Source organism: Roseomonas acroporae (assembly GCF_023223525.1).
Lineage (GTDB): Bacteria > Pseudomonadota > Alphaproteobacteria > Acetobacterales > Acetobacteraceae > Roseomonas_E > Roseomonas_E acroporae.
On sequence record NZ_JALPRX010000073.1, the window covers coordinates 32,556 to 53,807 of the forward strand.

At 75.0% G+C, this 21,252-nt stretch carries 18 protein-coding genes; 10 read left to right on the forward strand and 8 right to left on the reverse strand.

Annotated elements, in window-relative coordinates; all coding sequences use genetic code 11:
* Positions 1-390: 390 nt before the first annotated feature.
* On the forward strand, positions 391-1,107 hold the full coding sequence (locus M0638_RS16745) for a response regulator transcription factor (protein WP_248668145.1): 717 nt from the start codon (positions 391-393) through the stop codon (positions 1,105-1,107).
* Positions 1,108-1,266: 159 nt separating this feature from the next.
* Here M0638_RS16745 and M0638_RS16750 read toward each other — a convergent pair whose 3' ends face one another.
* On the reverse strand, positions 1,267-2,325 hold the full coding sequence (locus M0638_RS16750; protein ID WP_248668146.1) for a DUF6683 family protein: 1,059 nt from the start codon (positions 2,323-2,325) through the stop codon (positions 1,267-1,269).
* 308 nt (positions 2,326-2,633) lie between these two features.
* On the opposite strand from M0638_RS16750, the gene leuS reads away from it, so the two are divergent.
* Genes leuS through holA form a run of 3 tightly spaced genes read left to right on the forward strand, consistent with a single transcriptional unit; the run spans position 2,634 to position 6,990 of the window.
* On the forward strand, positions 2,634-5,330 hold the full coding sequence (gene leuS / locus M0638_RS16755; RefSeq protein WP_248668147.1) for a leucine--tRNA ligase: 2,697 nt from the start codon (positions 2,634-2,636) through the stop codon (positions 5,328-5,330).
* Between the two features lie 19 nt (positions 5,331-5,349).
* The gene (gene lptE / locus M0638_RS16760; RefSeq protein WP_248668148.1) at positions 5,350-5,925 is read left to right on the forward strand and encodes an LPS assembly lipoprotein LptE; all 576 of its coding nucleotides are present in this window, start codon (positions 5,350-5,352) and stop codon (positions 5,923-5,925) included.
* Between the two features lie 9 nt (positions 5,926-5,934).
* Positions 5,935-6,990 (forward strand): DNA polymerase III subunit delta, encoded by a 1,056-nt coding sequence (holA, locus tag M0638_RS16765; RefSeq protein WP_248668149.1) that lies wholly within the window; start codon positions 5,935-5,937, stop codon positions 6,988-6,990.
* Between the two features lie 56 nt (positions 6,991-7,046).
* Here the strand turns inward: holA and M0638_RS16770 are convergent, their stop codons facing one another.
* The 6 genes from M0638_RS16770 to M0638_RS16795 form a co-directional block, all read right to left on the reverse strand.
* Positions 7,047-7,889: a ParB/RepB/Spo0J family partition protein gene (locus M0638_RS16770; protein WP_248668228.1), complete on the reverse strand. Its 843-nt coding sequence runs from the start codon at positions 7,887-7,889 to the stop codon at positions 7,047-7,049.
* Positions 7,890-7,912: 23 nt separating this feature from the next.
* On the reverse strand, positions 7,913-8,755 hold the full coding sequence (locus M0638_RS16775) for a ParA family protein (RefSeq protein ID WP_248668150.1): 843 nt from the start codon (positions 8,753-8,755) through the stop codon (positions 7,913-7,915).
* Complete coding sequence (gene rsmG, locus M0638_RS16780) at positions 8,736-9,356, reverse strand: 16S rRNA (guanine(527)-N(7))-methyltransferase RsmG (RefSeq protein WP_248668151.1); 621 nt, start codon at positions 9,354-9,356, stop codon at positions 8,736-8,738. The genes M0638_RS16775 and rsmG overlap by 20 nt, the downstream gene beginning before the upstream one ends.
* Positions 9,353-11,224 (reverse strand): tRNA uridine-5-carboxymethylaminomethyl(34) synthesis enzyme MnmG, encoded by a 1,872-nt coding sequence (mnmG, locus tag M0638_RS16785; protein ID WP_248668152.1) that lies wholly within the window; start codon positions 11,222-11,224, stop codon positions 9,353-9,355. Before mnmG ends, rsmG begins: the two co-directional genes overlap by 4 nt.
* 58 nt (positions 11,225-11,282) lie before the next feature.
* Positions 11,283-12,617: a tRNA uridine-5-carboxymethylaminomethyl(34) synthesis GTPase MnmE gene (gene mnmE, locus M0638_RS16790; RefSeq protein WP_248668153.1), complete on the reverse strand. Its 1,335-nt coding sequence runs from the start codon at positions 12,615-12,617 to the stop codon at positions 11,283-11,285.
* A gap of 194 nt (positions 12,618-12,811) precedes the next feature.
* On the reverse strand, positions 12,812-13,192 hold the full coding sequence (locus M0638_RS16795; protein WP_248668154.1) for a (2Fe-2S) ferredoxin domain-containing protein: 381 nt from the start codon (positions 13,190-13,192) through the stop codon (positions 12,812-12,814).
* A 295-nt stretch (positions 13,193-13,487) separates the two neighbouring features.
* On the opposite strand from M0638_RS16795, the gene M0638_RS16800 reads away from it, so the two are divergent.
* The 4 genes from M0638_RS16800 (at position 13,488) to cobM (ending at position 16,940) form a co-directional block, all read left to right on the forward strand.
* Positions 13,488-13,988, forward strand: a complete 501-nt coding sequence (locus tag M0638_RS16800; RefSeq protein ID WP_248668155.1) for a methylated-DNA--[protein]-cysteine S-methyltransferase — start codon at positions 13,488-13,490, stop codon at positions 13,986-13,988.
* Between the two features lie 58 nt (positions 13,989-14,046).
* Positions 14,047-15,021, forward strand: coding sequence for a quinone oxidoreductase family protein (locus M0638_RS16805; protein ID WP_248668156.1), 975 nt, complete (start codon positions 14,047-14,049; stop codon positions 15,019-15,021).
* Between the two features lie 126 nt (positions 15,022-15,147).
* Positions 15,148-16,188, forward strand: coding sequence for a LysR family transcriptional regulator (locus M0638_RS16810; RefSeq protein WP_248668157.1), 1,041 nt, complete (start codon positions 15,148-15,150; stop codon positions 16,186-16,188).
* The gene (gene cobM, locus M0638_RS16815) at positions 16,185-16,940 is read left to right on the forward strand and encodes a precorrin-4 C(11)-methyltransferase (RefSeq protein ID WP_248668158.1); all 756 of its coding nucleotides are present in this window, start codon (positions 16,185-16,187) and stop codon (positions 16,938-16,940) included. Before M0638_RS16810 ends, cobM begins: the two co-directional genes overlap by 4 nt.
* Before the next feature lie 248 nt (positions 16,941-17,188).
* Here cobM and M0638_RS16820 read toward each other — a convergent pair whose 3' ends face one another.
* Entirely contained in the window at positions 17,189-18,283 is a 1,095-nt protein-coding gene (locus tag M0638_RS16820; RefSeq protein ID WP_248668159.1) for a cobalt-precorrin-5B (C(1))-methyltransferase, read from the reverse strand.
* A gap of 251 nt (positions 18,284-18,534) precedes the next feature.
* Here M0638_RS16820 and M0638_RS16825 point away from each other — a divergent pair, with 251 nt between their 5' ends.
* Both M0638_RS16825 and cobT read left to right on the forward strand, forming a co-directional pair.
* Positions 18,535-19,953: a cobyrinate a,c-diamide synthase gene (locus M0638_RS16825; protein WP_248668160.1), complete on the forward strand. Its 1,419-nt coding sequence runs from the start codon at positions 18,535-18,537 to the stop codon at positions 19,951-19,953.
* A 104-nt stretch (positions 19,954-20,057) separates the two neighbouring features.
* Positions 20,058-21,101, forward strand: coding sequence for a nicotinate-nucleotide--dimethylbenzimidazole phosphoribosyltransferase (cobT, locus tag M0638_RS16830; RefSeq protein ID WP_248668161.1), 1,044 nt, complete (start codon positions 20,058-20,060; stop codon positions 21,099-21,101).
* The last annotated feature ends 151 nt before the right edge of the window (positions 21,102-21,252 follow it).

Genomic DNA, 21,252 nt, shown 5'->3' on the forward strand with positions numbered 1-21,252 from the left:
GCCGGGGCGGCTGCCAGCCCCGGCGGCACTTCCCGCGGCGGTTCCAGTGGCAGCCACTGGTGGCGGCCATGGCAGCCATGGTGGCAAGCGTCATGCCACGCGGGATGCCACCCGGGATGCCGCCTGGCGCGGACCGGCGGCGCGGGCCGGTCCGATGCAGCCCGGGCGCAGCCGGGGCACACCCGGCCGGCGAACCGGACGCGACGCCATGGAACCGGAGGCGCACAGAAGTGTTGTCGATCACAGCCGTTCACGGTTCCGTGGTTCAATTCCTTGATCCACGCCTGATGTCGATGGCACCCTGGCTTCACGACCGCGCGTCTCGCGTCGATTCGCCGTGAGCGACGACGGCGCACGGCATCGGGCGCATCGAGTATGCTGGGAGAATGCATGTCCGGTTCGCGTCCCATCCTCATCGTGGACGACGACGACGCCCTGCGGTCGACGCTCACGGAACAGTTCGCCGTCGACGGCGAGTTCGCCCCGGTCGGCGCCGCCAGCTCGGCCGAGGCGGAGCAGAAGCTCGCCGCCGACAATGCGCGCTTCGATGCCATGCTGCTGGATATCGGCCTGCCCGACGGCGACGGGCGCGACCTCTGCGCCAAGCTCCGGCGGCAGGGCTTCAAGGTGCCGATCATCATGCTGACCGGCGCCGACGCCGAGCAGGACGTGGTGCGCGGCCTCGATTCCGGTGCCAACGACTACATCGCCAAGCCCTTCCGGATGAACGAGCTGCTCGCGCGGGTGCGGGCGCAGCTGCGCGTCTTCGACAATTCCGAGGACGCGGTGTTCATCATCGGGCCCTACACCTTCCGGCCCTCGGCCAAGCTGCTGCTGGAGACGGCGCGCAACCGCAAGATCCGCCTCACCGAGAAGGAGGCGGCGATCCTGAAGTACCTCTACCGCGCCGGCGGCCGGCCGGTGGGGCGGCAGATCCTGCTGAACGAGGTCTGGGGCTACAACGCCGCCGTCACCACCCACACGCTGGAGACGCACATCTACCGGCTGCGGCAGAAGATCGAGCCCGACCCCTCCAACGCGCGGCTGCTGCTCACCGAGGGCGGCGGCTACCGGCTGGACCCGCAGGCGGGACGCGCCGCCGCCTGACCCTCCCTGGCCCGACCGTCCCATCCCGGCCATTCCGTTCGGCCTGGAACACGCAGGGACCGGGCCGCGCCGGACAGGAGCATCCCAGGCCGGGCCATCCCGGGCCGGCCGGTGGCCAATGCCGGCCGGGCGCCGCGCCCCGGACCCGGCCGTTCGGCATCAGGCGGGAACGAAGCCGCTGCCGGTCAGGCGCACCCGCCGCAGGTCCAGGCCCTGGGCCCGGACGTGCTGGTAGACCATCTCCCGCACCGCGTTCAGGTTGGCGCTGTCCGGCCCGGCCTGCGCCGCCTGGTGGTGCAGGGCGGCCATGAACACGGTCAGGAAGGCCAGCGTCTCGGCCGTGACCTGCTTCTGCGCGTCGGTACGGCCGGGCAGGCCGGGATCGCTCAGCAGCACGTTCAGGAACTGGCCGCGCGCGGCGGCGATGGCGGCGGTCTGCATGGAGGCGTCGGCGCCGTTCACCACCTCCCAGGCGACGATGTAGTAGGCCGTCATCACGTCGGCGAGGTTGCGCGGCGAGTAGCCGTAGCGCAGCAGCAGCGCATCGAATTCCTGCCAGGGCGCGCCGGTCTCCAGCACGCGGCGCAGCGGCTCGGCGATCTGCGGTGCGCTGCTGCCGATGTTGCGCTGGATCTGCGCCCGCACCTGCGCGCTGATCTGCGGCGCCGGGGTGAAGGAGACGAGGCGCAGCGTCTGCGGCGACAGCGGTGCCGCGGGGGATGCGGCGGCGGATGGCGGCGGGAGGGCGTTCTGGCCGGCGGCCGGCGGCTTGCCCGGCAGGCCGGCCGGCGGCTGCCAGCCCTGAAGCTGGCCCTCCGGCGCGGCGGGCGGGAGCCAGCCGGATGGCGGGGTGGCGGGCAGGCCGGCCAGGGGGGCGGGCGATGCGCCGGGCGGGCCGCCGGCGCCCTCGCCCTGCATCACGCGCACGCCGATGCGCAGGGCGAAGCCGTCGGGGGAGCCGAATTGCAGCACGCCCTGACCCAGCGCCGTGTTTCCGGAAGCCATGTCGCCGGGCGTGCCGTTCCCGCCGGCCATGCCCGGGCCAGCGCCCTGCCCCGGGTTGCCCTGCCCCAGGCTGCCTTGCCCCAGACTGCCTTGCCCCGCATTGCCCGGCCATGGGTTCTGGCCCTTGCCCTGGGCCCGGCTGCCGGCGAACGGCGGCACGGCCAGGACCAGCGCCAGGAGCAGCGTCGCCGCCTTGCCGGATTGCCGCCGCATCGCCCTGCTCCCGTTCCGAGAAAGCGTTTCCGCGCCCGGTTCCGAGCGTAGCGTCGGAGCCGGCGGCCCGAACAGGGCCGCCGCCCGACGGGCCCGGCCCGCGCGCCGAAGGGTTAGGGCGGGCAGCTTACGGACTCGTGCCGATCCGCCGACGCGCCCCGCCCCCCCGCCTCGTAGGGACTCGCGCACCGCGCGGGCGGCGCATCCCTGCCGAGGCCGCCCCGCCCTTCCCTTGGCGCGGGTCAGGCCCTATCCCTGGCCCTTCCTTCCCACCGCATCGCCCGCCGCGCCCCCGAATGCCGAGCCCCATGAACGACGTCCCCAGCCCGACCGACACCCTGCCCGCCGCCGCGGCCGGTCGTCCCGAACCCGCCGCCGAGCTGCGGCACGACTTCCGGGCCGCCGAGCCGCGCTGGCAGGCGGAATGGGAGCGGCGCGGCTGCTTCGCCGTGCCCGACGTGCCGGACGGCAGCCGGCCCAAGTACTACGTGCTGGAGATGTTTCCCTACCCCAGCGGCAAGATCCACATGGGGCACGTGCGCAACTACACGCTGGGCGACGTGGTGGCGCGCTACAAGCGGGCGCGCGGGCACCAGGTGCTGCACCCGATGGGCTGGGACGCCTTCGGCCTGCCGGCGGAGAACGCGGCGCGCGACCGCGGCGTGCATCCGGCGGCCTGGACCTACCAGAACATCGCCAACATGCGCGCCGAGCTGAAGCGCATGGGGCTCAGCCTCGACTGGAGCCGCGAATTCGCCACCTGCGATCCCGAGTACTACGGTCAGCAGCAGCGCCTCTTCGTGCGGCTGATGCGCGCCGGCCTGGTCGAGCGGCGCGAGAGCTGGGTGAACTGGGACCCGGTGGACAACACCGTGCTCGCCAACGAGCAGGTGATCGACGGGCGCGGCTGGCGTTCCGGCGCGCCGGTCGAGAAGAAGCGCCTGTCGCAGTGGTTCTTCGCCATCACGAAGTACGCGCCGGCGCTGCTCGCGGCGCTGGACGACCTGCCCCGCTGGCCGGAGCGGGTGAAGACCATGCAGGCCAACTGGATCGGCCGCTCCGAGGGTGCGCGCGTGCGCTTCCCGCTGGTCGAGCCGGTGGCCGGGCCGGAGGGGCGAATCACCGAGGCCGAGGTGTTCACCACGCGGCCGGACACGCTGTTCGGCATGAGCTTCCTGGCCGTGGCGCCGGAGCACCCGATCGCCGCCGCCGTCGCGGCGCGCGATCCGAAGGCGGCCGAATTCGTCGCCGAATGCCGGGCGCTCGGCACCAGCGAGGCGGCGATCGAGCAGGCCGAGAAGCGCGGCTACGACACCGGGCTGCGCGTCGCGCATCCCTTCATCGAGGGCGCGACCTTTCCGGTCTGGATCGCCAATTTCGTGCTGATGGAATACGGCACGGGCGCGATCTTCGCCTGCCCGGCCGGCGACCAGCGCGACCTCGACTTCGCCCGCAAGTACGGGCTGCCGGTGCTGCCGGTGGTGCGGCCCGCCGATGCCGGCGAGGACTTCACGGTGGGCGACACCGCCTTCACCGATGACGGCATCGCCTTCAACTCCGGCTTCCTCGACGGGCTGCCGACCGCCGAGGCGAAGCTGGCCGCCATCGCGAAGCTGGAGGAACTCGGCGCCGGCACCCGCGTGGTGAACTGGCGCCTGCGCGACTGGGGCGTCTCGCGCCAGCGCTACTGGGGCTGCCCGATCCCGGTGATCCACTGCGATTCCTGCGGCGCCGTGCCGGTGCCCGAGGACCAGTTGCCGGTGCGGCTGCCCGAGGACGTGGACTTCTCCCGCCCCGGCAACCCGCTGGACCACCACCCGACCTGGAAGCACGTCGCCTGCCCGTCCTGCGGCGCCCCGGCGCGGCGCGAGACCGATACCTGCGACACCTTCGTGGACAGCTCCTGGTACTTCGCCCGCTTCACCGCGCCGCGCGCCGGCGAGCCGCTGGTGCGGGCGGCGGCGGATGGCTGGATGCCGGTGGACCAGTACATCGGCGGCATCGAGCACGCGATCCTGCACCTGCTCTACAGCCGCTTCTTCACCCGCGCCCTGCACGACACCGGGGAGCTGGCCGCCGAGGAGCCCTTCGCCGGGCTGTTCACCCAGGGCATGGTGACGCATGCGAGCTACCGCGCCGCCGATGGCCGCTGGCTCTACCCGGCCGAGGTGGAGGTTCGCGCCGACGGCACGGCGGTGGCGCGGGAGACCGGCAAGGCCGTGACCGTCGGCCGCGGCGAGAAGATGTCGAAGTCCAAGAACAACACGGTGGACCCGGGCGGCATCATCGACCGCTACGGCGCGGACACGGCACGCTGGTTCATCCTCTCGGACAACCCGCCGGACCGCGACATGGAGTGGAGCGAGGCAGGCGTCGCCGGCGCCTCGCGCTTCACCCAGCGCCTCTACCGGCTGGTGGCGGGCGCGGCCGGCGGGCTGCCGGCGCCGGAGGCGCCGCTGACCGCCGAGCCGGGCTCGGCGGCGCGGAAGCTGCGGCAGGCGACGCACCGGACCATCGCCGCCGTGACCGAGGCGCTGGAGGGCTTCAACTTCAACGTCGCCGTGGCGCGCCTCTACGAACTGACCAACGCGGTCGGCGAGGCGTCGGGCGGCGAGGCGTCGGGCGATGCCGCCCCCGCCCTGGGGGCCGCGCGCCGCGAGGCGCTGGAGACGCTGGCACGCCTGTCCGCGCCGATGATGCCGCACCTGGCCGAGGAGCTTTGGTCGCTGCTGCGGCCCGCGGGGCGGGACGGCGGCGCCGAGGCGCTGGTGGCGGAGCTGGACTGGCCCGAGGCGGACCCCGCGCTGCTGGCGGCCGACACGGTGAAGCTCGCCGTGCAGGTGCTGGGCAAGCTGCGCGCCACCATCGAGGTGCCGGTGGGCACGCCGGAGGCCGAGGTGCTGGCCCGGGCCGAGGCCGAGGAGAACGTGCAGCGTGCCATCGACGGTCGCCCCATCCGGAAGCGCATCCATGTCCCAGGCCGGATCGTCAATTTCGTCGTCTGAGGTCCCGGCCGGGCCTCCCGTGGGGCAGCCCGCGCGGCAGCCCCAGGCGGGGCGCCGCCGGCTGCTCGGGCTCGGCGGGGTGCTGCTGCTCGGCGGACTGGGCGGCTGCGGCTTCCGGCCGATGTACGCGGGCGGCGGCGAGGCCGGGTCGCCGCAGCGCAGCGGCCCGATCACGGCGGAGCTTGCCAAGGTGCGGGTGGGGCCGATCCCCGAACGATCCGGGCAACTGCTGAAGCGCTCGCTCGAGAACCACCTGACGCCGACCGGGGCGGACGGGCTGGGCAGCTACGAGCTGAACGTCTCGACGGCATTCAACGTCGAGCCGCAGGGCTTCCGGCGCGACGGTACCCCCTCGCGCCTGCGCTACACGGCGACGGCCACCTGGTCGCTGTTCGACAACGCCGCGCCGCCGAACCGCCTGGCCGGCGGCATGGTCCGGTCCCTCGACGCCTTCAACCTGCCCGACCAGCAGTACTTCGCCGCCGACATGTCGCGCGAGGCGATGGAGCGGCGCCTGATGGAATCGCTCTCCGAGCAGATCGTCGAGCGCGTCGCCGTGGCGCTGGAGCGCCGCCGGCAGCCGTCGGCGGCCTGAGCCGGGCGCGTGGCCAAGCTGGAGCCGCGCCGCGTCGCCGGCTTCCTGGCCGCCCCCGGCGCGACGCTGGGTGCCACGCGGCTCGTGCTGCTGCACGGCGACGATGCCGGGCTGGTGCGCGAGCGGGCCACGATGCTGCTGCGCGCCGTGCTGGGCGGCGAGGACGATCCCTTCCGGCTGGCCGAGGTGACGCGCGAGGCGGCCGCCAGGGACCCGCGCCTGCTGGCCGACGAGGCGGCCGCGGTGCCGCTGACCGGCGGGCGCCGCGTGGTACGGGTACGCGACGCCGGCGACGCCCTGGCGCCGGCGGCGGAACGGGTGTTGCAGGCAGAGCGGCCCGGCGGGGGGCCTGGGGCGGCGCCCGGAGGATTGGTCCTGCTGGAAGGCGGCGAGCTGCCGGGGCGTTCGCGGCTGCGCGCCCTGCTGGAGCCGGCCGAAGGCGCCCTGGTGATCGCCTGCTACCGAGAGCGTGGCGCGGAGCTGGGCCAGGCGATCGTGGCGATCCTGGACGAGCTTGGGGTGAAGGCCGATCGCGGGGCGGTGGACTGGCTGTCGCAGCGTCTCGGCGAGGACCGGCTGCTGATGCGGCGTGAGCTGGAGAAGCTGGCGCTCTATGTCGGGGAAGGCGGCCGCGTCACCGAGGACGGCGCCGCCGCCTGCATCGGCGAGGGTACGACGCTCGACCTGGAGGAGGCGCTGATGGCGGCGACGGTGGGTGACGCCGTCGCCACCGACCGGGCGCTGGAAGCCGCCTTCGCGGAGGGCGAGACGGCGGTGGGCGTGGTGCGGGCGGCGCTGCGGCATCTGCAACGGCTGCAATCCGCCGTGCTGGCGATGCAGGGCGGGGCCACGCCGCAGACGGCGCTGGCCGGGCTGCGGCCGCCGGTGTTCTTCCGACACCGTCCGGCGTTCGAGCGGGCGCTGCGGCTCTGGTCGCCGGCGCGTCTGGATGCCGCGGGCGCGGCGCTGCTGGAAACGGAGCGGCGGACCAAGACCACGGGGCTGCCGGAGAACGCCGTGGCGCGCATGGCGCTGCTGGATGTCGCGCGGATGGCGCGGCGATAGCCGGAACGGCCGGCATTCCCGCGCGTGGCGGGAAGCCGGGCGGCGCCGTCGGCCGGTCAGCTCTCCGGCATCAGCAGCCGGATGAGGCCGTCGAGCTGATCGAGGTCGCGGTAGTGCAGGACGAGCTGGCCGTGCCTGCCGTCATGCTTCACCTCGGCCTTGAGGCCCAGCCGCGAGGCCAGGTCCCGCTCCAGCACCGCCGTTTCCGGATCGCGTTCCGCCCGGGCACGGGCCGGGCGCGGCCGGCCCTGCGCGGCAGCCAGCGCCTCGGTCTGGCGCACGTTCAGGCCACGCACCAGCACCGTGTTGGCCATCCGCTCCGGGTCCTCGACGGTCAGCAGGGCACGGGCATGCCCGGCCGAGAGAGAGCCCTTGCGGACCAGGGTGCGGACACCCTCCGGCAGCGCCAGCAGGCGCAGCGTGTTGGCGACGTGGCTGCGGCTCTTGCCCACGGCCTGGCCGAGCCCGTCCTGGGTCAGGCCGAATTCGCTGAGCAGGCGCCGATAGCCTTCCGCCTCCTCCATGGCGTTGAGGTCCTGGCGTTGGAGGTTCTCCACCAGCGCCGCCGCCATCGCCTCGCGGTCCCCCAGGGGACGGATGACGACCGGCACCTCGTGCAGCTGCGCGGCCTGGGCGGCGCGCCAGCGTCGCTCGCCGCCGATGATCTGGTAATGGCCGGGCCGGTCCGGGGTGGGGCGCACCAGGATCGGTTGCAGCACGCCGTGCTCCCGGACCGAGGCGGCAAGCTCCTGCAGCGCCTCCGGGTCGATCGGGCCGCGCGGCTGGAACGGGCCGGGGGCGAGCGTCTCGATCGGCAGGGTGCGGAAGCCGCCCTCGGCATTCGAGGTCGTGGCGGGCTCCGGATCCGGCATCTCGCCGAGCAGCGCCGAAAGGCCCATGCCGAGGCGGGCCGGCTTCCGGCTCACGCCGCCTTCTCCGCCGTCGAGGCCTGACGCTCTCGCCGCAGCAATTCGCCCGCGAGGGCGATGTAGGCCTGCGCGCCCGGCGAGCGGAAATCGTAGAGGAGCACGGGCAGGCCGTGGGAGGGCGCCTCGCTGACGCGGACGTTGCGCGGGATCACGGTGTCGAACACGGCCTCCTTGAAGAAGCCGCGCACGTCGGTGGCGACCAGCTCGGAGAGATTGTTGCGGCGATCGAACATGGTCAGCACGATGCCGGCCAGTCGCAGGCGCGGGTTGAAGCCGCGCCGGACGCGCTCGATGGTGCGGGTGATCTGGCTGACCCCTTCCAGGGCGAAGAACTCGGTCTGCAACGGGACGATCACGGCATCCGCCGCCACCAGCGCGTTCAGCGTCAGCAGGCCGAGCGAGGGCGGGCAGTCGATCAGCACGTAGTCGTAGGCGTTCAGCGCCTCGGCCGCCGCGGCGAAGCCCTGCTGGAGCCGGCGCTCGCGCTCCGGCAGGCCGACCAGCTCGACCTCGGCGCCGGCGAGGTTGTTGTCGGCGGAGAGGACGGAGAGGTTGGGCACGGCGGTCGGGCAGACCAGCGTGGCCAGCGGCTTCTCGCCGATCAGCAGCGCATAGCTCCCCTCCCCGCGCCCGTTCCGTGGCAGGCCGACGCCGGTGGAGGCGTTGCCCTGCGGGTCGAGGTCGACCAGCAGCACCTTGTGCTCGGCTGCCAGCGCGGTGCCGAGGTTGATCGCGGTCGTGGTCTTGCCCACGCCACCCTTCTGGTTGGCGAAGGCGAGGATGCGTGGAGGGCGGGGCGCGCGGAGGGCCGCGCTCTCAGTCTTGGGCGCCGGCACGGCGGATCTCGCTCAGTCGGAGGATGGTGGCGGCGGCGTCGGTGACGCTCGGGAAGCGCTCGACGTGCATTGTCCAGTCAGCATTGGCTTGCGTCAATTCGGCCTCGGCGGTGCGACCCTTGGGAAAAAGCGCGACGCCACCCGGGCGCAGCCTCGCGGCGGCGATGGGCAGCAGGCTGGAGAGCGGCGCCAGGGCGCGGGCGGTCACCACGCCGAGCGGCGGCAGGGCGACGCGCTCCAGCCGCTCGCTGTGCACGGTGACGTGCGGCAGGGCAAAGGTGCGGCTTGCCTCCAGCAGGAAGGCGGCCTTGCGCTTGTCCGATTCGACGAGGTGCACCGGCCGGGTGGTGACGGCGGCGAGGACGAGGCCGGGGAAGCCGGCGCCGGAGCCGAAATCGCCGAGCGGGGCGTCATCGGGCGGCAGGTAGGCGGCGAGCTGGAGGCAGTCCGCGATATGTCGATGCCGGATCGCCGCCGGGTCCCGCTCGGCGACCAGGTTGATCCGCTCGTTCCAGCGCAGCAGCAGATCGAGATAGGCGTCGAGTGCGCGCTGCGTTTCACGTGAAACATCGGGCGTGGCCCTGGGCGTGGCGTGTTTCACGTGAAACGCGCCCCTTCCCGGCGAAGATGCGCGGCCAGCGCCGCGATTGCCGCGGGGGTGATGCCCTGGACGCGGCCGGCGCCACCGAGCGTGGCCGGCCGCGCGGCGGCGAGGCGCTGCCGCATCTCGGTCGAGAGACCGGCGACCCGCACGAAGTCGAGCCCGTCCGGGATGGCGATGCCCTCCTCGCGCCGCAGGGCCTGCATCTCCGCTGCCTGTCGCTGAAGATAGGGCGCATACAGGGCTTCCGCCTCCAGCTGGGTCCGCAGTCCCGGCGACAGTTCGCCCAGCCAGGGAAAGGCCGCCTCCATGCGGTCCACGGGCATGCCGGGCAGTCCCAGCAGATCCAGCACGCTGCGCCAGCGACCGTCCTGGTTGATCGGCAGACCCAGCGCGTTGCAGCGGGCCGGCGTCGCCCCGTCCGACCGGGCGCGGGACAGAGCCTCGCGCAGCGCCGCGTCGAAGCCGTGATGCCTGGCCGCCCGCTCCGCGCCGACGCAGCCCCAGCCCAGGCCCAGCGCGGTCAGGCGCGGTCCGGCATTGTCCGCCCGCAGCGCGAGGCGATGCTCGGAACGGGCCGTCAGCATCCGGTACGGCTCGCTCACGCCCTGCAGCACGAGGTCGTCGATCAGCACGCCGATATAGGCCTGGTCGCGACCCAGCACCCGCCCTTCCGCCATCCCACCCGCCAGCGCCGCCGCGTTCAGCCCGGCCATCAGCCCCTGCGCCGCCGCCTCCTCGTAGCCGGTGGTGCCGTTAACCTGCCCGGCCAGGAACAGGCCCGGCACCGCCCGCACCTCCAGCGTCGGGCGCAGCGCGCGCGGGTCGATGTGGTCGTACTCCACCGCATAGCCGGGGCGGAGGATGCGGGCCTGCTCCAGCCCGGGGATGCTGGCGATCATCGCCGCCTGCACCTCCGCCGGCAGGCTGGTCGAGATGCCGTTCGGGTAGACGGTGTCGTCCTTCAGCCCCTCCGGCTCCAGGAAGATCTGGTGCCGCTCGCGCTCCGCGAAGCGCACCACCTTGTCCTCGATGGAGGGGCAGTAGCGCGGCCCGGTCCCGGCGATCTGCCCGGTGTAGATCGGCGCCCGGTCCAGGTTGGCGCGGATCAGCGCATGCGTCGCCGGCGTGGTGTGGGTGATGCGGCACTCCACCTGCGGGTTGTCGATCCGCGCCGTCATCCAGGAGAGCGGCTCCGGCGGGTCGTCGCCGTGCTGCGCCTCCAGCCCTTCCCAATCGATGCTGCGCCGGTCCAGCCGCGGCGGCGTGCCGGTCTTGAGCCGCGCCATGGGCAGGCCGAGACGCGCCAGCGCCAGCGCCAGCCCCACCGAAGGCGCATCCCCCACCCGGCCCGCCTGGCTCTGCCGTTCGCCGACATGGATCACGCCGCGCAGGAAGGTGCCCGCCGTCACCACTACCGCGCCGCAGCGCAGCCGTGCCCCGTCCGCGCAGAGAACGGCCGAGACGCGGCCGCCCGCATCCCGCTCCAGATCCTCCACCGACGCCTCACGCAGCGTCAGCCCGGGCGTCGCGGCCAGCAGCGAGCGGATGGCGCGCCGGTACAGCGCCCGGTCCGCCTGCGCCCGCGGCCCGCGCACCGCCGGCCCCTTGCTCCGGTTCAGCAGCTTGAAGTGGATGCCGGCCATGTCGCCGGCCCGCCCGATCAGCCCGTCCAGCGCGTCCACCTCGCGCACCAGATGCCCCTTGCCGATCCCGCCGATGGCAGGGTTGCAGGACATCTCGCCGACCGTGGCCAGCCTATGCGTCAGCAGCAGGGTGCGGGCGCCGCAGCGCGCCGCGGCGGCCGCCGCCTCGCAACCCGCATGGCCGCCGCCCACCACCACCACGTCCCAGAATTCGTCGTGCATGGGGCGGGGTATACGCGCTCCCGCCGGCGCCGCAGAAGAGGCTCGCGCCCCCACCGCCTCACTTCCCGATGCAGAACTCGCGGAACACCGAGTCCAGCACCGCCTCGACCCCGACCCGCCCGGTCAGCCGCCCCAGCGCCCGCAGTGCCGCGCGCAGCGCCTCGGCCCGCACCTCCGGCAGTGCCGCCGCCTCGGCCTCGGCCAGCCACGCCACCGCCTCGCCCAGCGCCGCCCGATGGCGCGGCCGGGTCAGCGCCGGCGCCTCGCCCAGCCCGGCGATCTCCCGCACCCTCGCCTCCAGCCGTGCCCGCAGCGCCGACAGCCCCTCCCCCGTCCGCGCCGAGACCCCGACCGGTACCAGCCCGCCCAGCCGGTCCGGCGCCGCCGCCAGATCCGTCTTGCTCGCCACCGCCAGCGCCCCGTCCCGGCACTGCGCCAGCGTCTCCGCGTCCGGCGCCCGGTCCGCGGCGAACACCGCCAGCACCAGATCGGCCCGCCCCGCTCGCTCCAGCGCCCGCCGGATGCCCTCCGCCTCGATCTCGTCCGCCGCCTCGCGCAGCCCGGCCGTGTCGGCCAGCGTCACCGGCACCCCGGCCAGTTCCAGACGCACCTCCACCACGTCCCGTGTCGTCCCCGCCCGCGCCGAGACGATCGCCGCCTCGCGCCCCGCCAGCGCGTTCAGCAGCGAGGACTTCCCCGCGTTCGGCGCGCCGACGATCGCCACCTCCACCCCGTCGCGCAGCCGCTCGCCCCGGCCGCCATCGTCGAGATGCGCCGCGATGTCGCCCCGCAGCGCCGCCGCCTCCGCCAGCACCAGCGCATCGAGATCCGCCGGCAGATCCTCCTCGACGAACTCGATCGCCGCCTCCTGCCGCGCCAGCAGCCGGGTCAGCCGGACGGTCCAGCCATCGTACAGCGCCGCCAGCCCGCCCTCGGCCTGCCGCAACGCCTGCCGGCGTTGCGCCGGCGTCTCCGCCGCCACCAGATCGGCGATGCCCTCCGCCGCCGTCAGGTCCATCCGCCCGTTCAGGAAGGCCCGACGCGTGAACTCGCCGGGCTCCGCCTGCCGCAGCCCGAGCCGTCCCAGCGCCGCCGCCACGCCCGCCACCACCGCCGGGCCGCCATGCAGGTGCAGCTCCGCCGCATCCTCGCCGGTGTAGGAGCGCGGGCCCGGGAACCACAGCAGCAGCGCCTGGTCCAGCACCTCGCCCGTGTCGGGATCGCGCAGCCGGCGCAGCGTCGCCAGGCGCGGCGCCGGCCGGCGCCCGGCCAGCCGCTCCAGCGCCGGCCCGCTTCCCGGCCCGGAAAGGCGCAGCACCGCCACGGCCGCGCGCGCGGCGCCGGTCGCCAGGGCGAAGATGGTGCGGCCATCGCTGCCGGGGAGCGGATTCATGCGGGGGCCGAGGGCGGTCGGGCCGTCATGCCCGGAAGGCCTCGCCTGCCCGGGCCCGCCGGCCCCGGTTCCCCGGCGTCCGGTCGGCGGCCGTCCTCTCGGCCCGATGGACGGCTCCGACAGGTTCCCCTCCCCTCCGCAGGGGGCGGCGCGGATCCCCGTCACCATGCCGGGCCAGCGGGCTCGCCATCCCGTCATCCCTTCTTCGGCACCACGTCCCGCTCGGTCAGCATCAGCCGCCGCACCCGGCCCCCGTCCCGCAGATGGGTCGTCAGGATCTCGTCCACGTCCTCGGGCGTGTGCGGCCGGTACCAGATCCCCTCCGGATAGATCACCAGGGTCGGCCCGAATTCGCAGCGGTCCAGGCAGCCCGACTGGTTCACCCGGACCCCCTTCAGCCCCAGCTCCTTGGCGCGCACCTTCATGTAGTCGCGCAGCTTCTCGGAGCCGAGCGCGGCACAGCTGCCGCGCGGATGCCCGTCCGGCCGCCGGTTGCCGCACACGAAGACATGGGCGCGGAAATAGGGCGGCGGATCGGGCAGGTTCGCGGGATCGCTGCTCTGGCTGTCGGACATCGGAAACCCTGCTCGTGCTTGTACGGTGTCGTCCTTCATCTAGGGCGGATCGTCGGATGGCGGTACGCCCCGGCGGAGTCATTCCGCCCCGGCGGTGCCGGGGGCGGCAGCCAAAGCCCGGCGCGATCGCGGATTCGCCGGCGGCGGCAGCCAGGGCTCCGGCCCGCCTTCCGGCCGCGGGCTGCGATACCCCCCTCCGCGCGAACCCGTTCCCGACGGGCCCGGCCGCCCCAGCGCGGCGAAACGCCACGCTTGACGCCCCTGCCCCGCCGGGTGTGGCATCCGCCCCGACGCCATGCCGCAGCTTGCCCTTCATACCCCTCTCGGCGAGATCACCCTGTCCGAGGATTCCGACGCCATCGTCGCCCTGGACTGGGGCCGCGGCCGCGACCTCGACGAGACGCCGCTGCTCCGCCGTGCCGCCGACCAGCTCCAGGACTACTTCGACGGCCTGCGCGCCGGCTTCGAGCTGCCGCTCGCCCCGTTCGGCTCGCCTTTCCGCCAGGCCGTCTGGGCCGCCCTGCGGGCCATCCCGGCGGGAGAGACCCGCTCCTACGGCGAACTCGCCCGCGCCCTCGGCACCTCGGCCCGTGCGGTCGGGCAGGCCAACGGGGCGAATCCCATCCCGATCCTCATCCCCTGCCATCGCGTGGTCGGCACCGGCGGCTCGCTCGGCGGCTATTCCGGCGCCGAGGGACCCGCTACCAAGCGCTACCTGCTGGAGCTGGAACGCCGCGCCCTGGCGAAGCGCGCGGCGCCCGTGGCCAGCCCCATCGGCCAGGGCAACCTCCTTTGAGAGGAATGCCCGCCATGAAGGTCATGCCCATGACGGTCACGCCCGGGAAGGTCGCACCATGAGCCACGCCATCCGGATCCACGAACCCGGCGGCCCCGAGAAGCTGCAGTGGGACCAGGTCTCGACCCCCGACCCGAAGCCGGGCGAGGCGCTGGTGCGCCACACCGCGATCGGCCTCAACTACATCGACGTCTACTTCCGCAACGGCCTCTACAAGGTGCCCAGCCTGCCGGCGACGCTGGGCATGGAGGCGGCCGGGGTGGTCAAGGCGGTCGGCGAGGGCGTCACCGAGGTGAAGCCGGGCGACCGGGTCGCCTACGCCACCGCCCCGATCGGCGCCTACGCCGAGGCCCGCGCCATCAAGGCCGACCGGCTCGTGCGGCTGCCGGACGACATCGCCGACGAGGCGGCCGGCGCGATGATGCTGCAGGGCCTCACCGCCTGGTACCTGCTCCGCCGCACCCACAGGGTGACGGCGGGCGAGACCATCCTGGTGCACGCCGCGGCCGGCGGCGTCGGCCTGATCATGTGCCAGTGGGCGAAGCACCTCGGTGCCACCGTGATCGGCACGGTCTCGACCCCGGAGAAGGCGGCGCTGGCCCGTGCCCACGGCGCCGACCACATCGTCGCCGCCGGCGAGGACCTGCCGGCGCGGGTGAAGGAGATCACCGGCGGCGCCATGCTGCCCGCGGTCTACGACAGCGTCGGCCGCGACACCTTCACCGCCTCGCTCGACTGCCTGGCCCCGTTCGGCCTGATGGTGAGCTTCGGCAACGCCTCCGGCCCGGTGCCGCCGGTGGATCTCGGCATGCTCGCCGCCAAGGGTTCGCTCTTCGTCACCCGCCCCACCCTCGCGACCTACACCGCGAAGCGCGAGGACCTGCTGGAAGGCGCCCGCGAATTGTTCGGCGTGGTCGCCTCCGGGGCCGTGAGGATCGTGGTCAACCAGCGCTACAAGCTGCGCGAGGCGGCCGAGGCGCACCGTGCGCTGGAGGCGCGCGAAACCACCGGCAGCACCGTGCTGCTGCCCTGAGCGGGCGTTCCCCGCCGCTTCTCTCCCCGTCCTTCCGCACCGCAGCGTCCAGAACCAGGAAACGTCCCGCCGACGGAGCGAGGTCAGCCCGCCTCCGTCCCCGCCACGCCCAGCCCGAACCGATGCATGGACCGACTGCAGCAGATGACCGTGTTCCGCCGGGTGGTGGAAACCGGCAACATCACCCGCGCCGCCCGCGACCTGGCGATGAGCCAGCCCAGCGTCTCGCGCCTCGTCTCGGAGCTTGAGCACCGCCTCGGCGCGCCGCTGCTGATCCGCGCGCCGCGCGGCCTGCGCGTCACCCCGGCCGGCGAGGCGTTCTACGCCGAGACGGTGCGCCTCCTCGACGAGCTGGAGGCCGCCGAGGACGCGGTGCGCGCCGACCGGACGGAGGCCAGCGGCCAGGTCCGCCTCGCCGCCCCCATCGTCTTCTTCAACAAGGTCGTCATGCCCTGGATGCCGGCCTTCCTGGCCGCCTACCCCGCCGTGCACATCGAGGCGGTGCTGGAGGACCGCGTCATCGACCTGACCGGCGAGGGGATCGACCTCGGCCTGCGGGTGGGACCGGTGCGCGATGCCGGACTGATCGTCCGCCGGGTCGGCCGCCTCACCTTCAACCTGTTCGCCTCGCCCGACTATCTGGCGCGTGCCGGCACGCCGGCGAGCCCCGAGGAGCTGACCGAGCACGAGTGCTGCGCCGGCCACGTCCAGCCCGGCCCGGCCGAGTGGACGCTGGAGACCATCCAGGGACATGCCGTCACCGTGACCGTGCACGGCCGCTTCCGCGCCAGCAGCGTGGAGGCGACGCGCCTCGCCGCGGAGGCGGGGCTCGGCATCGCGCTGCTCTCCGCGCCCTCGGTGGCCGAGCGTGTCGAGGCCGGCGCGCTGGTGCCGGTGCTGCCGACGTGGCACGAGCGGTCGCGCGATGTCAGCCTGGTCTGGCCCGGCACGCGGCACCTGCCCCGCCGGGTGCGCGTGCTGGTCGAATTCCTGGCCGAGCGCTTCGGCTCCTCGCCGCTGCTGTCGCTGCGGCAGGCCGTGCCGGACCGGAACGCCGCCCGGGAGTCCACGCGAAGCGCCAGCCGGGGCGCCACCCGGGGTGCCGCCCGGGACACCGCCGCGGAAGCCGCGGCCCCGGCGGGGAACGGGGCCCTGGCCGACGGATGACCGTCCACTTCATCGGCGCCGGCCCCGGCGCCCCGGACCTCATCACCCTGCGCGGCCGCGACCTGCTGGCGCGCTGCCCGGTCTGCCTCTACGCCGGCTCCGTGGTGGCGCCCGCCCTGCTGGCGCACTGCCCGCCCGGCGCCCGCCTCGTGGACACCGCCCCGCTCGACCTCGACGCGATCGAGGCCGAGTACCGGCGCGCCCACGCGGCCGGGCAGGACGTGGCGCGGCTGCACTCCGGCGACCTCGCCGTGTACAGCGCCGTGGCCGAGCAGGTACGGCGGCTGGAACGGCTCGGCATCCCCTATACCCTCACCCCCGGCGTTCCCGCCTTCGCCGCCGCCGCCGCCGCGCTGGGGCGCGAGCTAACCGTGCCGGAGGTGGCGCAGAGCGTGGTGCTGACGCGCCTCTCCGGCCGGGCCTCCGCGATGCCGCCGGGCGAGACCCTCGCGGCCTTCGGTGCTACGGGGGCGACGCTCGCCATCCATCTCGCCGTGCACGCGCTGGGCCGCATCGTGGCGACGCTGACGCCGTTCTACGGGGCCGACTGCCCGGCGGCCGTGGTGGTGCGGGCGAGCTGGCCGGAGGAGCGCCGCCTGCGCGGCACGCTCGCCACCATCGAGGCGCTGGCCGCGGCCGAGCCGGTGGAGCGGATGGCGCTGGTGCTGGTCGGGCCGGCGCTGGGCGCCGAGGGGTTCCGCGAAAGCGCGCTGTACGACCCGGACTACCGGCGGCGGTTCCGGGGCGCGTGATGGACCGGGCCGCGGCAGCCCTCCCCCGCGCGGCGGGGGCCTGCCTACGGCGAACCGCGGTCCGGTTGGGACTGCGGTTCGCCGTAGCTCGTTGTTCCCGGCGCGGATTCACGCCGCCGGGCGTGTCCGCCCGCCGGCGATCCGCGCCAGAGCGGATCGCAGACCAATCGGGACTGCGTGCCGCGCCATCCCATTGTTTTCCGAGCGGATTCACGCCGCCGGGCATAGCCGCCCGCCGGCGATCCGCTCTATCCGACGTTCCTGAACGGCGCCCGCCCCGCCACCCGCCCTTCGCGGTCGAACAGCACCACCTCCAGCGCCACGGGCATGCCGCGCAGCACCGCGGCAGCGGTCTCCCATCCCCGCGCCGCCACCGCATCCCCCAGCGCGATCCCGGCCGCCGCCGCGTGCCCGAAGGCTTCCGGCGTGGTGTTGGCGGCGGCGATCCGCGCGGCGGTCGCCTCGTCGGCGCCGCGCTCCCGCGCCAGCGCCGACAGCGCCGCCAGATCCACCGCGCCGCGCCGGGAATGCAGGTCGAGCCGGCCCTGCGCCATCTTGGTCAGCTTGGCGATGCCGCCCGCCACGGTGACGCGCGGCACGGGATGCACGCGCAGGTACTTCAGCATCCCGCCCACGAAGTCGCCCATGTCGATCAGCGCCTGGTCGGGCAGCCCGTGCAGCCGGCGCACCGCCTGCTCGGAGGCGTCGCCGGTGGCGCCGGCCACGTGGTCCAGCCCGGCCGCGCGGGCGACGTCGATGCCGCGATGGATGGAGTGGATCCAGGCGGCGCAGGAGTAGGGCACCACCACCCCCGTCGTGCCCAGGATCGACAGCCCGCCGACGATGCCGAGCCGGCCGTTCAGCGTGCGCCGCGCGATCGCCTCGCCGTCCGGGATGCCGATCTCCACCACCGCGTCGGGCGCGGCGCCGTTGCGGGCCGCGACCTCGGCGATCGCCTCGCGCATGAGCCGGCGCGGCACCGGGTTGATGGCCGGCTCGCCGGGCGGGACGGGCAGGCCGGGCAGCGTCACCGTGCCGACGCCGGGGCCGGCGCGGAACGAGACGCCGCCGCCGGGCGGGCCGCGGCGCACCGTGGCGAGGATCAGCGCGCCATGCGTCACGTCGGGGTCGTCGCCGGCATCCTTCACCACGCCGGCCGTGGCGGCGTCGCCATGCAGGGCGGCCTCGGCCAGGGCGAAGGCGGGTTCCTCGCCGCGCGGCAGGCGCAGCGTCACCGGATCGGGGAAACGGCCGGTCAGCAGCGCCGTCCAGGCCGCCTTGGTCGCGGCGGCGGCGCAGGCGCCCGTGGTCCAGCCCCGGCGCAACGGCGGATCGGCTTGCACGGGAACCCTTCTACAGCGGAACACGGGGCGGCCGGGACTGCGTTCCGCGGCCGCCTGTCGCCGCCGGCGCGGATTCACGCCGCGGGGGGGCACGTCTCCGGGCCATATGCCTTCGGGCAACACGCTTCCGGGCGCATCCGGCCGCCGGCGCCCCGTGCCGGCGCGGACCTTGCCCGCACGGACCTTGCCCGCACGGGGATGGCGACGCGTCTCGTGCCGCCCCGGACTGCCCCGCGCCGGAGGGGGCAGGCGTGACGACGCGCGGCCTGCTGGTCGCCGCGCCGCGCTCGGGCGCCGGCAAGACCACCGTGACCCTGGCGCTGCTGGCGGCGCTGCGTCGGCGCGGCGTGGCGGTGCGGGCCGTGAAGTCCGGTCCCGACTACATCGATCCGGCCTTCCATGCCGCCGCCACCGGCCATCCCTGCCTCAACCTCGACAGCTGGGCCATGCCGCCGGCCCTGCTCGACGCCCTGCTGGCCGAGGCCGCCGCCCCGCCGGCCGGCGGCGAGGGCGTGCTGCTCGTGGCCGAGGCGGCGATGGGCCTCTTCGACGGGGCCGGCGCGCCGCACGCAGACCGGACGGGCGAGCGCGCCGGGGTCGGCCGCCCCGAGGATGACCGGCGCCAGGGCAGCGCCGCCGACCTCGCGGCGCGCTTCGGCCTGCCGGTGCTGCTGGTGCTGGATGTCTCCGGCCAATCGCAATCCGCCGCCGCCGTGGCGCGCGGCTTCGCGCTGCACGACCCGGCGGTGCGGGTGGCCGGGGTGGTGCTGAACCGCGTCGGCAGCGACCGCCATCGCGACGGTGCGGCGGCGGCCATTCGCGCCGCCGGGCTGCCGGTTCTGGGCGCCCTGCCGCGTGAGGCGGCGCTGGCGCTGCCGGAGCGGCATCTCGGCCTGGTGCAGGCGGGCGAGCTGGCCGCGACGCTGCCGGCGCTGCTCGACCGTCTGGCCGGGGTGGCGGAAGCGCGTCTCGACCTGGAGGCGATCCTGGCCCTGGCGGCGCCGCCCGGTGGCGCCGCGTTCGGGCCGGCGGGCAGCGGGGGCGGCGCGATGCCGGCGTGGCGGGCCGCGCTGCCGCCGCCGGGGCAGCGGATCGCGCTCGCGGCCGACGCGGCCTTCGGCTTCGCCTATCCGCACCTGCTGGCCGGCTGGCGGCGGGCCGGGGCCGAGATCCTGCCCTTCTCGCCGCTCGCCGACGAGCCGCCGCCGGCGGGCTGCGACGCCTGCTGGCTGCCGGGCGGCTATCCCGAGCTGCACGCCGGCCGCCTGGCCGCGTCGCCGCGCTTCCGCGCCGGGCTGCGGCGCTTCGCCGAGACGCATCCGGTGCATGGCGAGTGCGGCGGCTACATGGTGCTGGGCGAGGGGCTGGAGGATGCGGCGGGCGGGCGGCACCGCATGCTCGGCCTGCTCGGCCACGCCACCAGCTTCGCGCGCCGCCGCCTGCATCTCGGCTACCGGGAGGCGCGGCTGTGCGCCGACGGGCCGCTCGGGCCGGCCGGCACGGTGCTGCGCGGGCACGAATTCCACTACGCCACCGTGTCGGAACCGGGCGGCGACGCGCCGCTGGCCATGCTCGCGGATTCGGCGGGGACGGCGCTCGGCCCGTCGGGGGGGCGGCGCGCCAGGGTCAGCGGCAGCTTCTTCCACGCCATCGCCCGCCAGCCGGCCTGACGCGGGGCCATGGTCCACCGATCCTGCATCGGCACGACAGGCCCTTCCGGGCCGCCGCCGGTACAACCCGCCGGGAGTGGCGGCGGCCCGCGCGCGGAAGCATCATGCCGCACCGCGCGACCGTGAGGCCCATGCTGCCCTTCCCTTCCCTCGAAACCCTGCGCGCGGCATGCCGCGCCCTTCCGCCCGGCGACGAGGCGGCGGTGGCCGCCGTGCACCGCAGGCAGGACCGCCTGACCAAGCCTCCCGGCAGCCTGGGCCGTCTGGAGACGCTGGCCGCCTGGCTGGCGCGCTGGCAGGGCACGCCGATGCCGCAGATCGGCCGGGTCGCGGTGCTGGTGTTCGCCGGCAACCACGGCGTCACGGCCCGAGGCGTCTCGCCCTACCCCGCCGCCGTGACGGCGCAGATGGTGGCCAATTTCGCGGCCGGCGGCGCCGCCATCAACCAGCTCACCGCCCTGGCAGGCGCCACGCTGCGGGTGGTCCCGCTCGACCTCGACCGGCCGACGGGCGACATCGCCGTGGCGGCCGCCATGACGGAGGCGGAATTCCTCGATGCCGTCGCGACGGGTTGCGCGGCGGTGCCGGCCGGGCTCGACCTGCTCTGCCTCGGCGAGATGGGCATCGGCAACACCACCGCCGCCGCGGCGCTGGCGGCGGCGCTGTTCGGCGGCGACGGCGCGCGCTGGGCCGGGCGCGGCACCGGCGTCGACGAGGCGGGGCTGCGGCGCAAGCAGGCGGCGATCGACCTCGCCCTGGCGCACCATGGCGGCGCCCTCGCGGACCCGCTGGAGGCCGCGCGTCGCCTGGGAGGACGGGAGCTGGCGGCCATCCTCGGCGCCACCCTGGCGGCACGCCGTCAGGGCATCCCGGTGCTGCTGGACGGGTTCGCCACCACCGTCGCGGCGGCACCGCTCGCCTGCCTCGCGCCGGGAGGGCTGGACCACGCGACGGTGGCGCACGTCTCGGCGGAAGCGGGACATCGCGGCCTGCTCGCGGCGCTCGGGATGTCGCCCCTGCTCGATCTCGGGATGCGGCTGGGCGAGGGCTCGGGCGCGGCGCTGGCGGTGCCGCTGCTGCGCGCCGCCGCCGCCTGCCACGCCGGCATGGCCACCTTCGACTCGGCGGGCGTGTCCGACGTTGGATAGGGCGGACCGCCAGGGGGCGGCCCAGGGAGTGGCCCAGAGGGCGGCCCAGAGGGCAGCCACGCCTGGAGGCGTGGATCCGCCGGGAAAGCGACGGGCCGGAGCGGAACGCCATCCTGACCGGCTGGCATTCCGCTCCGGCGTCGCCGGGCGG

Excerpts from the sequence above, each read along its gene's own strand:
- M0638_RS16800 (WP_248668155.1), top strand. The coding sequence starts at position 13,488 with ATGCCGCAGCTTGCCCTTCATACCCCTCTCGGCGAGATCACCCTGTCC.
- M0638_RS16805 (WP_248668156.1), top strand. The coding sequence starts at position 14,047 with ATGAGCCACGCCATCCGGATCCACGAACCCGGCGGCCCCGAGAAGCTG.
- M0638_RS16795 (WP_248668154.1), bottom strand. The coding sequence starts at position 13,192 with ATGTCCGACAGCCAGAGCAGCGATCCCGCGAACCTGCCCGATCCGCCG.
- mnmG (WP_248668152.1), bottom strand. The coding sequence starts at position 11,224 with ATGCACGACGAATTCTGGGACGTGGTGGTGGTGGGCGGCGGCCATGCG.
- M0638_RS16745 (WP_248668145.1), top strand. The coding sequence starts at position 391 with ATGTCCGGTTCGCGTCCCATCCTCATCGTGGACGACGACGACGCCCTG.
- leuS (WP_248668147.1), top strand. The coding sequence starts at position 2,634 with ATGAACGACGTCCCCAGCCCGACCGACACCCTGCCCGCCGCCGCGGCC.
- cobM (WP_248668158.1), top strand. The coding sequence starts at position 16,185 with ATGACCGTCCACTTCATCGGCGCCGGCCCCGGCGCCCCGGACCTCATC.
- M0638_RS16810 (WP_248668157.1), top strand. The coding sequence starts at position 15,148 with ATGGACCGACTGCAGCAGATGACCGTGTTCCGCCGGGTGGTGGAAACC.
- mnmE (WP_248668153.1), bottom strand. The coding sequence starts at position 12,617 with ATGAATCCGCTCCCCGGCAGCGATGGCCGCACCATCTTCGCCCTGGCG.
- M0638_RS16770 (WP_248668228.1), bottom strand. The coding sequence starts at position 7,889 with ATGGGCCTTTCGGCGCTGCTCGGCGAGATGCCGGATCCGGAGCCCGCC.
- M0638_RS16750 (WP_248668146.1), bottom strand. The coding sequence starts at position 2,325 with ATGCGGCGGCAATCCGGCAAGGCGGCGACGCTGCTCCTGGCGCTGGTC.
- cobT (WP_248668161.1), top strand. The coding sequence starts at position 20,058 with ATGCCGCACCGCGCGACCGTGAGGCCCATGCTGCCCTTCCCTTCCCTC.